General features: G+C 52.6%; 14 protein-coding genes. 3 read left to right on the top strand and 11 right to left on the bottom strand.

Annotation, left to right across the window (positions count from 1 at the left end; translation table 11 throughout):
• Positions 1–53: 53 nt before the first annotated feature.
• The 5 genes from LGT44_RS09605 to LGT44_RS09585 form a co-directional block, all read right to left on the bottom strand.
• Positions 54–767, bottom strand: coding sequence for a hypothetical protein (locus LGT44_RS09605; protein WP_145469441.1), 714 nt, complete (start codon positions 765–767; stop codon positions 54–56).
• Between the two features lie 13 nt (positions 768–780).
• The gene (locus tag LGT44_RS09600) at positions 781–1,044 is read right to left on the bottom strand and encodes a glutaredoxin family protein (protein ID WP_145469440.1); all 264 of its coding nucleotides are present in this window, start codon (positions 1,042–1,044) and stop codon (positions 781–783) included.
• A 99-nt stretch (positions 1,045–1,143) separates the two neighbouring features.
• Complete coding sequence (locus LGT44_RS09595; RefSeq protein WP_230330636.1) at positions 1,144–2,193, bottom strand: DUF5610 domain-containing protein; 1,050 nt, start codon at positions 2,191–2,193, stop codon at positions 1,144–1,146.
• A 159-nt stretch (positions 2,194–2,352) separates the two neighbouring features.
• Positions 2,353–2,640, bottom strand: a complete 288-nt coding sequence (locus LGT44_RS09590; protein ID WP_145469438.1) for a hypothetical protein — start codon at positions 2,638–2,640, stop codon at positions 2,353–2,355.
• 147 nt (positions 2,641–2,787) lie between these two features.
• Complete coding sequence (locus tag LGT44_RS09585; RefSeq protein ID WP_255605903.1) at positions 2,788–3,810, bottom strand: AraC family transcriptional regulator; 1,023 nt, start codon at positions 3,808–3,810, stop codon at positions 2,788–2,790.
• 183 nt (positions 3,811–3,993) lie between these two features.
• On the opposite strand from LGT44_RS09585, the gene LGT44_RS09580 reads away from it, so the two are divergent.
• Positions 3,994–4,890, top strand: a complete 897-nt coding sequence (locus LGT44_RS09580; RefSeq protein WP_230330637.1) for a MaoC family dehydratase — start codon at positions 3,994–3,996, stop codon at positions 4,888–4,890.
• A gap of 23 nt (positions 4,891–4,913) precedes the next feature.
• Here the strand turns inward: LGT44_RS09580 and LGT44_RS09575 are convergent, their stop codons facing one another.
• A complete protein-coding gene (locus tag LGT44_RS09575; RefSeq protein WP_230330638.1) occupies positions 4,914–5,318 on the bottom strand; it encodes a SpoIIAA family protein in 405 nt (134 codons plus the stop codon).
• 373 nt (positions 5,319–5,691) lie between these two features.
• Here LGT44_RS09575 and LGT44_RS09570 point away from each other — a divergent pair, with 373 nt between their 5' ends.
• Positions 5,692–6,411: a porin family protein gene (locus tag LGT44_RS09570; RefSeq protein ID WP_186435941.1), complete on the top strand. Its 720-nt coding sequence runs from the start codon at positions 5,692–5,694 to the stop codon at positions 6,409–6,411.
• 299 nt (positions 6,412–6,710) lie between these two features.
• Positions 6,711–7,760, top strand: a complete 1,050-nt coding sequence (locus tag LGT44_RS09565) for an AraC family transcriptional regulator (RefSeq protein WP_145469434.1) — start codon at positions 6,711–6,713, stop codon at positions 7,758–7,760.
• A 95-nt stretch (positions 7,761–7,855) separates the two neighbouring features.
• On the opposite strand, the gene rrtA is transcribed toward LGT44_RS09565, so the two are convergent.
• The 5 genes from rrtA to LGT44_RS20015 all read right to left on the bottom strand — a co-directional run bounded on the left by rrtA (position 7,856) and on the right by LGT44_RS20015 (position 12,721).
• Positions 7,856–8,467: a rhombosortase gene (gene rrtA / locus LGT44_RS09560; RefSeq protein ID WP_230330639.1), complete on the bottom strand. Its 612-nt coding sequence runs from the start codon at positions 8,465–8,467 to the stop codon at positions 7,856–7,858.
• Between the two features lie 114 nt (positions 8,468–8,581).
• Positions 8,582–10,747, bottom strand: coding sequence for a M6 family metalloprotease domain-containing protein (locus LGT44_RS09555; protein ID WP_230330640.1), 2,166 nt, complete (start codon positions 10,745–10,747; stop codon positions 8,582–8,584).
• Positions 10,748–10,975: 228 nt separating this feature from the next.
• Complete coding sequence (locus tag LGT44_RS09550; protein ID WP_230330641.1) at positions 10,976–11,989, bottom strand: YheT family hydrolase; 1,014 nt, start codon at positions 11,987–11,989, stop codon at positions 10,976–10,978.
• Positions 11,990–12,095: 106 nt separating this feature from the next.
• On the bottom strand, positions 12,096–12,455 hold the full coding sequence (locus LGT44_RS09545; RefSeq protein WP_145469430.1) for a glutaredoxin family protein: 360 nt from the start codon (positions 12,453–12,455) through the stop codon (positions 12,096–12,098).
• A gap of 140 nt (positions 12,456–12,595) precedes the next feature.
• Entirely contained in the window at positions 12,596–12,721 is a 126-nt protein-coding gene (locus LGT44_RS20015) for a hypothetical protein (protein ID WP_255449037.1), read from the bottom strand.
• Positions 12,722–12,739 lie beyond the last annotated feature (18 nt).

The raw sequence follows: 12,739 nt of genomic DNA, 5'->3' as shown, positions 1-12,739 counted from the left end.
AAAAAAAAGAGCCGCTATGCGGCTCTTTTTCTCAGATATTTTCTGTTTATCGGTCAGTCTGTTACCAAACAATTCCCCCACTCGCAGCGTACCAGCAGGTAGCTGTTATCCGGGCAACGAGCATCATACACCTCATGCGGCCAGGCATTTTTCAGCAGGTGAACTTCTGCACCGGAACAACCATTGCGCTTCGCCATTTTTTCTACCACATAAAAAGAGCGGCCATACACTTTTCCGGTTTTTTGCTCAACGGCCGCACGCTTTAAATTCAGATCCGTACCATCACGCTGTGAGCGTCGCTGTAAATTTACCAGTGATTCGTACACTTTATCCTGACTGCGCAGGTCGCGTTCGCCCTGGTTATATTGTGATAACACCCGTAAACAGAGGTCTTCTTTATCACCACTGGCACTCAGCAATTCCTGCACTTCGGCCTCTGCCGTCTCAACCACCTGCCAGGTCAGGGCCATCGCCATGCGGGCACCGGTTTCAGTACGGTCATCGGTTACATGAATAATATCGTAGGCCAGTCCAAAATCGGCGCTCTCGACAAAAGCACCGTTACGCTGCCACCAGTTTTGCTTCGCGGTATAGGCCGCCTGCTTGGCTTTGGCGCTGACATCATCACAGGCATCGACCCAGGTGCGCAGCGTGGTATCAGTCTGCAGCGCGTAATAAACCGCCTCTCCGGTGGGTGACAGCTGATTGCTGGAGCAGCCTTGTAACAGCGCCAGCGAAGCCAGGATCAGTCCAGATAAAATCCGCATGGTAATCATCCTTTTATTCAGAAATTAGTTCAGGTTGAGCGCTGCTCTGCAGCCAATTCAGCAGTTGCGTCTCATCGAAGGGCCAGTCAAGTTCAGCCCCGCTTTGTTCATTCAGCAGCACCGGAATTCGCAAACCATAGCGTTCCACCAACGCTTCTGTTTCAGCAATATCTTCGACATAAACATCGAGGGAAATCTGGCCGGCGACATTCACAATAACAGCTTGTGCCAGCTCACACAGATGACAGGCCTCTGTGCCAAATAAAACCAGAGCCATCAGGCAGTTCCAGTAAAAACAGACAGGGGAAGTATAGCGGTTAGCACCGGGGCATGACAAAAAGTCTGCCCCTGAGAAGCGGAGAAAAGAAAACGACTGTCAGGCTTTGTTAGCAAGCAGTGAATTCAACCCTTCATGGAAAGAATTCCAGACCGGTAAGCGTTCTTCTTCCGGCAACAATTGATTCACCAGATCCTGCAAAGTCTGCGGAGCATCAGCCAGAGGTCTGGCCTTTTCCAGCGCAGCCATATAAGCATCCACATAAGACGCCAGCGGTGCTTTCAGCGATTCCAGCTCTGGTGTAGGCAACTGCGGCTGAACACTGGCATAGGCTTTGGTTGAGGTCGCAACCGTTTGCTGAGTCAGATTAAGACTCATCGCCGCCAGCTGGCTGCCATCAAAGCCAAGGTCCATTGCCTGTCCCAATGCCGCACCGATATCACCGGCAAAGAAACGCTCACTCAGTGACTGTACATCATCAAACAGGCCAGCCAGCGCCGTCCGCTCGGCATCACTCAGGCTGCCATTCACTTCCATACTCCAGTTTTGCTGAGCCGAAGCCTGCAGACTGAAAGCCGAATTACCCTGCCCATCCTGGCTGATTGACGTGCTGAGACTGCTGCCCTGGGAGAAGCGTACCGTGACCCGGTCGCCTTCCTGAGTCAGAACCTGCAGAGACAACTCATTAGCCACGCTGAGCGAGCTTTTACTGGCAAGCAACGCCCGACTCTGTTCTGCCGGTCGGGCGAGCTGATCCAGTCCATCGTCGACCAGTTGGCGTCCGGCGGCAATCTGGCCTTTTAATTCGTCATCCAGCAGCCCCATACCGTCCAGCATCTCTGTTGCCTGGGCATAACCTTTGGCAATGCCTTCACGGGCGGCCTGCAGGCGCTGATCGATGCGGCTCTGATCTGCCCCCTGGGAACGCAGCTGGTTAATACCATTTTGTACATGGCGCAGGATGGCTGAAGCGGTTTCCTCCGGACTCTGTTTTTTATCCAGCTGAATAACGCCGGGAAGTGCCTTAGCCAGGGATTCGGCGGCTGCCCCCTGTTTTACATCGCTGGCAGAAGCTCCGGCCTTTTTACTGCCCTCAGGATTCTGGGTGCCGTAATTCCGGTATTGCGAGGGGGTAATTGTGATTGCCATATAGCCTCCGCTCAGACTGTGTTGCTGTTCTTTGGGTTATCGGCCAGAACAGCCGGAAATTGAACCCTGTGACAGTTTAGTCAGTAAACAAAAAAAGCCCGCAACTGGCGGGCTTTTTTTGTTTGCGCTAACAGGCTGATAAAAGTACAGGCCTGCAGGTCAGTAGCAGACAGCGCCCTGATGATAGTCGTAGCTGAAATCCAGTTTCCAGCAAACTTTATTACGCTCGATCTCATTCATGATGTGATCCGGGTGCTCATTCAGCAACTGCATGATTTTAAATGTTTTATACGCTGCATGCAGAGCATTCTGATCAAGGGCGATGACTTCTTCTTTACTCATAATTCCCTGATTGAGCAGGGCCTGACGCCATTCTGCAACGTCCTGAGTCTGCATCATGTGCTCAACCAAGGGTTGAATCAGTGATAATTTCTGCGTCTGGCTCATAACAAATCCTCCGAATAAAAACCCGATTACAATGGCTCAGGCACACGAAGAAAACCAGATCAAAAAATGAACACTATTATGACAATAAGTTAAAGATTCACGACGACTGAAAGTATTACCCTGCAAGAAAAGGCTAATCAGCCCACTTCATAACTGTTTACGCTGATTGCGGTACTCAACCGGTGTCTGGCTGGTCCAGCGTTTAAATGCCCTGTAGAAAGTACTCGGTTCAGAAAAACCGGTAAGGTAGACAATCTCGTCGATACTCTCATCGGTACCGGATAACAGACGTTTAGCCAGGTTGCAGCGGTAGTCTGCCAGCAACTGATTGAAGTTAGTGCCCGCTTCCGCCAGACGGGTACGTAATGTGCGGGATTTAATGTCCAGCCGCTCCGCGACATCTTCCAGACTGACCTGTCCCGTTTCCAGAATTTCGCCGAAGACCCTGTATACCCTGGTCACAATATCCTGACGCTCCAGCTTGGCCACATGCTCAATCGCCAGTTTTTCGTGCAGCTGCAGCAGTTCCGGCTCAGCATGGGAAGACGGCATATCCAGCAGCTGGGTATTGAAATAAATACGGTTGTCATCCTGTTCAAACAGAACCGGACAGGCAAAAATCCGCTCATGCTCCGTACTGTCAGCCGGTTTTTCATGGCTGAAATGAACGCAGGATGGCACAAAGGCATCATCGGTTACATAACGGAAGAAACGGATCAGGCCAAGCGCCATGCATTCATTCAGATGGCGCAGGCCGGCCACACGGTCGCTGGCACTCTCGACCAGAATATATGCCTGATCGCCTTCCGTGCCGGTACTGGCCTGAGAAGCATCGCTGAGCAGGCGCTGATAATTCAGTGCTCTTTTCAACCCCTCACCAAAGGTCGGACTGGACAGAAACAGGTACTGAAGCACCTGCCCCTTATATACAGGCATATGTTCGCCAAGATGCAGACCGATATCAGCATCCTGGCTGACCTCTTCCAGCACATGCCAAAAGATCAGCTGAGCTTCGTGTGGTGTGCGGATATTCCTGTCTGCCAGCAACTCAGGGGTAACCCCCAAACGCGCAAACACCGCATCCACATCCAACCCCATTTTCAGCATGGCCTGATGAGCCAGCTGGATCATGACGCCAGAGTCACGCAGTTCTGTCATTCCACCGGACATAAGTCGTTGAAATTCCTGATGAGTGTTGGCGAATTCTGCCAGATAAACAGGCCGCTGCAAGTCCTATTGACCAAACTGACGCCGCACACGAAGTGGCTGCGCCAATGGCCCTCTGCAAGCTGCCTCTATACTCCCCTTTCTCACCCTTGTCTGATCAGAATATTAATTAAGGACACCGTGGCCATGACTCAAGCTATACGCATGCAATTCAGTGCGACTCCGGGAACTCTGAGCCAATACGCCCGGGCGCTGCTGGCACGTGGCGCCGGCCAGCGTGATATACAGATGCCTGATATTGAAGCTCTGCTGGTTGGTGTGAAAGCGCGCCCGGAGCGGGTAGCGGCTTACGCCAGCGTCTGCGGCTTCCGCACTCAGACATCCTTGCTGCCGCTGACCTACCCACACGTACTGGCATTCCCGCTGCACATGGAGCTGATGCTGCATAAGCAATTTCCTCTCGCCCTCATGGGGCTGGTGCATATCCGCAATGAGATCACTCAATACCGAGCCATTCGCCAGGAAGAGAAACTGGATATCCGCTGTCATTTTTCCGGAAGCACAAAAACCGATAAAGGGCTGGAATTTGATATTCATACCGAAATAACCATCGGCGGTGAAAAAGTCTGGGAATCAGTCAGTACCAATCTGGCGCGCATGCGCAGCACTGAAGCCAAAGGAGCGAAAAAAGAGCGACCACCACTGGCCAGCTTCGCCACCGTAGAACGCTGGACGCTGCACAGTAATCTGGGTCGGCGCTATGCGCGGGTTTCCGGTGATTCCAATCCCATTCACCTCTACGCTCTGTCAGCCAAACTGTTCGGTTTCAAAAGCCACATTGCCCATGGTATGTGGAGCAAAGCCCGTACAGCGGCGGCGCTGCAACCCCTGCTGCACAGCGATGCTTGTCGCCTGACGACTGAATTTAAGCTGCCGGTCTTCCTGCCATCCGCTGTCGAATTGCACTACAACCTGCACGAAACACTCAGCAGTGATCAGCCAAACAACGCTGGCATCGACTTCGAGCTGCGCAGCGTCCGAGGCGAAAAGGTTCATATGAAAGGACGGATTGAGAAAATCTGAAGAGACAGAAGCAGCCTTCAGGCTCAGCCATGCTGAGCCTGAGCGGCTATCCCCGTCAGCCAGCATTCGGCCTCATCACGCTGATCAAAGCGTTGCACCGGATAGGCGGGAGCGTGATAACTGAGAAACATCGCCGTCAGATGACGCAGCATAAAAGAGTCGCCCACAATCGCCAGCGCTGTTGTGGTACGCAGAAGATCGGGGTGTGAAGCGAAAAGCTGCACCTCGAAATCAACGGTAAGAATATCCTGCCCCAGCAGTAATACAGGTCGCTTGCGCTGCCCCGCAATCCGCCCATGAGCATTGTGCATAAAACGGACAAGATCGATCGTCAAATGGCTGAAGCCGTGAAGGTCGTGGTAGACAATGCCGTTTTCTCCCAGCCAGGTAGCTGGCTTTGCCGGAGAATTCACACCTCGAATTGTCATATTAACCGTAGTTTTAAGAATTGATTTTCATAAACGATAGCAAAATTCGCCGGAAAATAAAGGCAATTATTGCCATATTTTCCAATATCAGAGGCTCATCGGACAGACTTAATGACAAATAGGCCTATATCTCCCGGACCTCCATCCACAGTGCGCTCTGCCAGACGCACTCCAGAACGTGCAGCCTGCTGCATCCGGCTGCGGTTTTATAACGTAAATTGCCCGAAGAGTGGCTTTATATTGAAGCGGTGGCTGGTATCATGCGCAAACGTCAGGAATCTGTAGCGAATACCGCTGAATTCCTGCCAACAAAATAACAAGATAATTCCTGCTCAGGCAGATCAGAACAACTATAAAAATGGACTCCCTCACTATGGCCTCATATTCCTGCACACCTGCACGTGGTGGCATGCTGACTTCGCTGGCGCTGAGCTCTCTGCTCGGTTTATCCCTGCTATCCCCTGCAGCACAGGCTGAAGGCGGATTTGTTGGCCTGCAGGGCGGTATCACTGACTCTCAGGATATGGACTCTTTCGGCAACACCATCAAACTGACATTCGGACCCAACATTACCGACCGGCTGGCTCTGGAATTCGGCATTATGGATATTGGTGAGGCCAGTTACGATGATCCGAAAGCCGACTTCACTGATGTGGCTGATGATAAGCCACCGACGTTTAAAAACGCGAAACACGGCACAGTAGCCGGAACCAAAGCAACAGCCAGCGAACAGGCCTATGCCACCTACACCGGCTTTGCCAGCGCCCGTCCGCAAAGTTTTCTTATTACTTTCCGCTACCGTTTCCCACTGACCGACAGTATCGATTTTTTCCTGAAAACCGGTGCCAACCTGTGGGTGGCTGATTATGACACTGTTGAAATCAAAGCATTCCAGGACCAAACCATCAGCCGCCGTATCGTCAGCACCAAACAAACATCTGCCGTTGACCAGATTTCCGGTGGCGGATTCTTCTGGCGCGCGCTTCCTGATCTGGCATTACGCGCCGAATTGGAGACAACGGCGCTGGATAGCAAAGAGTTCAGCCGTGTTCGCTTCCAATTGATAACATTGGGTGCGCAGTACGAATTCTGAAAAAGCGAACAACCGTACCTTCTTCACCTCCTGCCCGGACAAGAAAATGCTAAAAAAACCTCATTCCGGGTAGGTTTATGCCAATAATTGTTAGATTCGTCACAATATAACCTTTCTCATTAGACCAGAATGGGGGCTCGGGTAGATAAGTGCCAGCCCTTTGTTACCTACGGTAACACATGACAAATTTGGTCACATTCATTTACCATAATGCCTGCTCTTTTTACCAACCTATCAGTGGCATACCGCTTGCTATTGAGTAAGGTTAAAAAACAAAAACCGAATCAGATTAGACGCCTATGAACATGGAACAAGGTTACGTATCCACCGCATTGGTTCGTCCTCTGCTGGAAGCTGCAGGCCCTACGTTTTTTGATCAGCTGCCGGACAGTGCTTCCGGTGCGATTCAGCGTGTGCTTAAGCAACTGAAAGATCCTGACAGCCGGATCAACGCAGAAGATGCCGATGAATTAATCAGCCAGCTGGTTAAGCGTACAAATGACGAGTCACTGTGTGTGCAGTCGTCACATAAATTCAACGTTCACAGCAGCTGCCAGCTGCAGCACCTGTTTCTATGCTGCAACACCCTGCGCGAAGCACTCTATTATCTGGAGAAGTTTTCCTCCCTGCTGAGTGATCAGCTGGAAATTCAGGTAACCCGTACCCGCGATAACATCATTAAGGTAAAACTGCCGGTTGAAGAGAACTTTATTGTTTCAACTCAGCGCCGTCGCACCGAAATCATTATCAGCACCCTGCTGAGCTGGCTGCGACAGCTGTGTGGCCCGGAACTGAGCATCAGTACCATCGCCCTGCCATTCCCGGCCACGCAGTACAGTGAGCACTACAGCTCGCAATGGCGCAGCGACGTGCAGTTCAATGCTGACGAATGTTCTATCCAGTTCCACAGTAAGTGGCTGGATGAAGGTCTGCATAACACCAATCCGCACATTCTGAATATGATGAAGCGCGAGGTGGAAGAGCAATACCGCAAACTGGCACGCTCCGGCTCTCTGGCTGAGCGCATCCGCAAGGCTTTCCTGCAGAACAAAATACGCCTGAATGCCAACCAGCAGGAAGTTGCTGATTACTTCCACATCAGTGCCCGCACTCTGAACCGCCACCTGCACCGCGAAGAAACCTCGCTGAAGCAGATTGTAACCAGTGTGCGTCTGGAAACCGCCAAACGCCTGTTGGTTAATACCGATGAAAGTATTGAGCAGATTGCGCTGAATATCGGCTTGTCCGGCCGTCGCACTCTGGACCGGATCTTTATCAAAGAAATTGATCAGAGCCCGGCTCAGTATCGTCAGTCACACAAGCAGATGCCGATAGCCGCCAACGGCTGACCCGGTAACCGCCTGGTAAAAAGAGCAATAAAAAAGGCAGCGTGGCTGCCTTTTTTATTGCTCCGATGCTTCTCATCGGCTTAGCCGATACGCTCCTAGTCTGACGGTGCCAGCCTGAGAATTCGTCGCCAGTACAGCTGCATCAAGAAAAATATTCCGGCCAGTGTCCCGAACAAATGTGAGCGGGTTTCAACCCGGCCACCAATCACATCCGCCAGAGCCATATCGTCATACCAGAGAGTTTGTTCCCAGGCGACTTTGACCACAATCACCACAAAAAACAGCCAGGCGATACGACGGCCGTAAAAGGGCGAAACAAAGGGCGCAACCAGCAATAAACCATGCGAAGCTCCGGACATTCCGCCATAGCGATACAGATCCGGAGCAAACACATAAAGACCGCAGCCAACAAACAATACACACCAACACAGCAACAACAGGCCGCGCACTGAATTCAGCGAAGGGCCGGCGATATAAGCAAACAAAGCAATCCCAGCCATATTACTCAGCGCATGATTTCCGGAAATATGCACCCAGCTGGCAGTAAACAGGCGCCACCACTGGCCGTCAGCGATTGCCAGACGGTCAAAACGCAGCCACTGGCCGCTTAAGGGCTCTGCCAGTGCCAGGCAGGCAACCACAACAAGCATGAGTAAATAGAGGGTATAGCCCCGCAACAGCGAGGCAAATCTGAACGGAGAAGACAAAGCCCATCCTCGGTTTGTCGGAAAGATTACAGCAGCACTGTGCCGCCGGATTCAGATGGGATTATTCACTCTGTGCCGCGATATGGCTACGGCTGAATAAAAGAAATGCACACGTCAGACGGTGCGACGGCGTAAGCCAAGAAAGGACAAAAGAGGAAATATAAACCACAGAGCCCCCGCCGAAGATGCTGAATCCGCAGCGGCGCCGGTATCCTGACCTGAGCTGACATTGCCTTTACCCGCATCCACGGCAGGCACTTCAATGTCTGCAACAGAATCCACGCTGACCAACAGGCGTACACTGGCGTCAAACCCTGCCTCCTGATATGCCGCAGCATTATCATCCCGCACCCAGGTCTGACCACTGAGGCCACCCTGCTCATCCGTTACCAGAGGCGCCAGGCCAGACAGCGACTGCACACTGATCTGCAGCACAACACTTTCCAGCCCGCTGGCCACTACACGGTCTGACAGCAGTAACCGGTTCCAGCCATTCTGCAGCATAAACTGATGTTCCTGCCCCAGAAGATCCCACCCCTCCCGGCCATCAAAGCTACGGTACAGGGCAATATCCGCCCGGCCATCACCCAGAGCGAACAGGTCCACACCATCAAATGACAACACCCCATCTTTAACCGGCAGAGTCATCAGCACCTGAGCATAACCACCAGCAGCACCCCAGACGGCATTTGGTGGCAACTCATCCAGACCCAGATTATCGCCCGCCGGAGCCGCAGAGAGATTAACGTCCAGCTCCGCGATCAGACCAGCCTGCAGTTGCAGCAACTGTACAGCACCGCTGTTGCTGATCTGCCCTTCTGCGGCGGAATACAGGGTCTGGCCTGATACCGAGCTGAACAGATCGGAAGGCTCTCCCAGATTACTGTTGCTGAGCAGGTCATCACGGCCATCGGCTTCTTCAATGGCCAGCAACCGGCCTTCCTGTTGCGCCACATTCAGGGTGCCGAAACCGGCACGGTCGTTAATACGGCTAACCAGTACGCCACTGCCCGGCAGACCCTGGTCATAGCCAGACTGACGGCGATGCTCGAGCATCAGGCGTTCACCATGGCGGTACGCATCCAGATGCACAGTCAGCGCATCATCACCATCACTGGCGGCACGCAGTGCCACCTGGTTAACACCACTGACTGCTGACTGCGGACGGATAAACCCGGCCTGCTCTTTACTCCATGCCAGCATATGCGCCGGTGTCTCGCCAGCTGCCCCCTCTGTACGGTTCCAGCCCCCCAACCCCATCAGTCCCCAGCGGCCAATGCCCATACCATTACCGCTGCGGTCATACAGGTCAGGCAGATCAAACAGCAGGTGTCCCAGCTCATGGCAGATCACACCGATGGTCGCCAGATGCGTCTGGTGCTGCTCACCAAACATGGCGTATTCCGCCAGATAAAAATTCCCCAGACGGCCCTGATACAGAGTCGATTTATGTGCCCATACCCGAGGATGACTGGTTGCCGAGCCGGCATAGGCCTGTTCATAGCCGGCAATCAGAAACACCACACCCAGTTCATTCGGGTCGAGCCACTGATCGCCGTTGCGGTCATATTCATTCAGATCCAGTTGAGAGCCCAGCTGCGCCAGCACCTCGTGCACCAGCGCCTGACTGGCACTGCCATAGCCGTTGCCGAAATCCGGATGATTACGGCTCAGCACGACACTGACGATGCCATCATCCGCCACACCGTTTTGCTCACGAGCAGGCTGAATATCAAATTGCTGATAGGAGTTCTCGCGGTAGTAATTCTGCACGCTGCCTTCGCTGCCGAAGAAGCGTGCAGCTACCTCGGCATCACTGGCAATAAAGGCCTGATCAGCAAAGCCTACACGCACCACCAGCAGAGACTGGCGAAAGTAAGATGAGCTGGCGTCGTAACGGAAAGGTCTGCGTTGTGGAGCGGCAACAGAAGTGCTGAAGGTAGAGGTTCCGGAGGTGGATAAGCGGGAGGTCGGGGCAGCAAACGTATGAAATGATGGCTTAAGCACGGACTCTGCTGCCGGAGTACCACTGACCAGAGGCTCTCCTGCACTCAGCAGACCATCATCACCGGTCATGGCGTAGTACCAGTAGCCGTTCACTTCCAGCAGGGCTTCCCCGTCGCGGGTCTCAACCCACAACTGGCGCTGATCACCACGGGGCAACACCTCAATCACACGATCATCGCTGAGCCGGATTTGCTGCCACTGCGCCGCAGGCAGCATCGATGCCCGGGAGGCATTGCTGAAAAGCAGCAAAAACAGAAAGAACCAACGGATCATGACTTGAGGCTCGCAAAACGCTTACCTCAAACAATAGTCAACTCACGTTCAGTAAATGGCTGTTTTAACAACTCAATACACGATCACAAAATATTGACGCTGAGATTTAAAGTATTTCGTCAATTATCAGGTCACATATTGCCCACCGACTGACCAGCCGTAACCACCGGAAGACTTCAGTTACGTCAATCACACCCGCTTACATGTGCTGTTTTGCCCGGCAACACCTCAGGACACAGCCACTTCACGGGTAGCCTGTCCAGCAAGGCTTTCCACATCCGCCACAGCATCAGCAATAAAACTCATTGCCCGCTGCTCCATCCAATAGGTCTGATCGGCTGTGCGCTGAATAAACCCCACATGGCCGCCACTGTCCGGCATCTCCAGATGCAGAAATTCATGCCCCGCAGCCAGTTGTTCAGGGAAACATTCTGGCGACAGAAACGGATCATTTCGCGCGTTTACCAGCAACGTTGGAATCTGCAGCCCAGGCAGATAACGCAGGCTACTGGATTGCGTCCAATAATCTTCAGCATCACGGAAGCCATGCAGAGGTGCGGTGTAGCGGTCATCGAATTCTTTGAACGTACGGATATCATCGAAGCCATCCACGCTGACCAGATGCGGGAAACGCTGAGACTTCACCGTCATTTTCTCTTTCAGGTCGCGCAGGAATTTCCACATAAATACACGGTTCTGCCACTTAGCCAGCTGATACGCACTGCCACGCAGATCACAGGGAACCGAAAATGCCACCACCGAACGTACCTCAGTGGGCAATTGCTCAGCTTCGCGCCCGGCGTATACCAGACTCAGATTGCCACCCATCGAATAACCCACCAGGTGAACCTGCTCATAACCCTGCGCCAGAGCATGTTGCACCACCCGGTGCAGATCATCGGTTGCGCCACTGTGGTACATACGTGGCAATAAGTTGGTATCACCACTGCAGGAACGGAAATTCCACGCCAGCGCATCCCACCCCTGACGGTTGGCTTCACGTACCGTACCCAGCACATAAGGCCGGCGCGAATGGCCTTCCAGCCCATGGGAAACAATCACCAGCGTGCGCGAGCCGACACGGCTCCAGTCAATATCAAGAAAATCGCCATCATCGGTGGTGATGCGTTCGCGCAGCAGATGATCGTCATTCAGCTTGCGGAAAAAAGTCGGAAAAATGCTCTGTACATAGCCATTGGCTAATAACCACGGCGGACAGTATGAAGATGTTAAAACGGGCATGGCCATTTCCTAGGGAAAACAATGTCCGCATTCTAACGTCAGACGGTCAGACGGACGAAGGCCGTTCACGCCACAGAGCAATGCCTGAATGTACAGGGGACCAGAATCAGAAGCGGTTTTTCAGATAGTCGAGAATGGCATCCGGGCTGTACAGCCACTGGCCGCCCTGTTCATCATCGACACGTAAACAGGGAACTTTAGGAGCGCCACCGCCATTGAGCAGTTCATTACGGTAGGCATTAACACGCAGGACGTCTTTTTCTACCACACGCAAACCGAGGCGTTCACAGTGGCGTTTAATGGAGATTGAGGAAGGGCAAGTACGGCAATAATACAGGTGCATTCGGCGTGATTCACGGTCCAGCAGCATCTGTTCGTTGGCGCTGCGCATTACCGGTCGCACAGGAAGCAGCCGATCGACTATATCCAGTGCCTTGCCTTTGAGCTGTCTCGTCAGATAATTCATCAGAACTGCCGTACATCAACCTGTCAAGGGGCGGCATTGTATGCCCTTGGCAGTAAATATCCAGTCCTTAAATAGTAAAAATATGTCGCTGCAGATACGACTTTAGTGAAATTAAAGCAAACGCAGAAATAAACAGCGCTTCAGCTGCCGAGATTCAGAAAAGCAACGCTGAATAACACGACGAGAATAGTGATGGTCATCAGCCAGCGCGAACGCTGGCAGAATTTACAGGGGGCTTTCTTAACGGAAGAATTAGTGGATGGCATAAGACGATACCTGTTTAT

Origin of the sequence: Thalassolituus alkanivorans, assembly GCF_020447205.1 — a bacterium.
In the GTDB taxonomy this organism is placed as follows: Bacteria; Pseudomonadota; Gammaproteobacteria; order Pseudomonadales; family Oceanobacteraceae; genus Venatoribacter; species Venatoribacter alkanivorans.
Note: the sequence above shows the minus strand (reverse complement) of the source record. Positions and strands in the feature narration are given on the sequence as shown.

Bases quoted from the DNA above. Each gene is read 5' to 3' on its own strand.
- LGT44_RS09605 (WP_145469441.1), bottom strand. From the start codon at position 767: ATGCGGATTTTATCTGGACTGATCCTGGCTTCGCTGGCGCTGTTACAA.
- LGT44_RS09600 (WP_145469440.1), bottom strand. From the start codon at position 1,044: ATGGCTCTGGTTTTATTTGGCACAGAGGCCTGTCATCTGTGTGAGCTG.
- LGT44_RS09595 (WP_230330636.1), bottom strand. From the start codon at position 2,193: ATGGCAATCACAATTACCCCCTCGCAATACCGGAATTACGGCACCCAG.
- LGT44_RS09590 (WP_145469438.1), bottom strand. From the start codon at position 2,640: ATGAGCCAGACGCAGAAATTATCACTGATTCAACCCTTGGTTGAGCAC.
- LGT44_RS09585 (WP_255605903.1), bottom strand. From the start codon at position 3,810: ATGTCCGGTGGAATGACAGAACTGCGTGACTCTGGCGTCATGATCCAG.
- LGT44_RS09580 (WP_230330637.1), top strand. From the start codon at position 3,994: ATGACTCAAGCTATACGCATGCAATTCAGTGCGACTCCGGGAACTCTG.
- LGT44_RS09575 (WP_230330638.1), bottom strand. From the start codon at position 5,318: ATGACAATTCGAGGTGTGAATTCTCCGGCAAAGCCAGCTACCTGGCTG.
- LGT44_RS09570 (WP_186435941.1), top strand. From the start codon at position 5,692: ATGGCCTCATATTCCTGCACACCTGCACGTGGTGGCATGCTGACTTCG.
- LGT44_RS09565 (WP_145469434.1), top strand. From the start codon at position 6,711: ATGAACATGGAACAAGGTTACGTATCCACCGCATTGGTTCGTCCTCTG.
- LGT44_RS09555 (WP_230330640.1), bottom strand. From the start codon at position 10,747: ATGATCCGTTGGTTCTTTCTGTTTTTGCTGCTTTTCAGCAATGCCTCC.
- LGT44_RS09550 (WP_230330641.1), bottom strand. From the start codon at position 11,989: ATGCCCGTTTTAACATCTTCATACTGTCCGCCGTGGTTATTAGCCAAT.
- LGT44_RS09545 (WP_145469430.1), bottom strand. From the start codon at position 12,455: ATGAATTATCTGACGAGACAGCTCAAAGGCAAGGCACTGGATATAGTC.
- LGT44_RS20015 (WP_255449037.1), bottom strand. From the start codon at position 12,721: ATGCCATCCACTAATTCTTCCGTTAAGAAAGCCCCCTGTAAATTCTGC.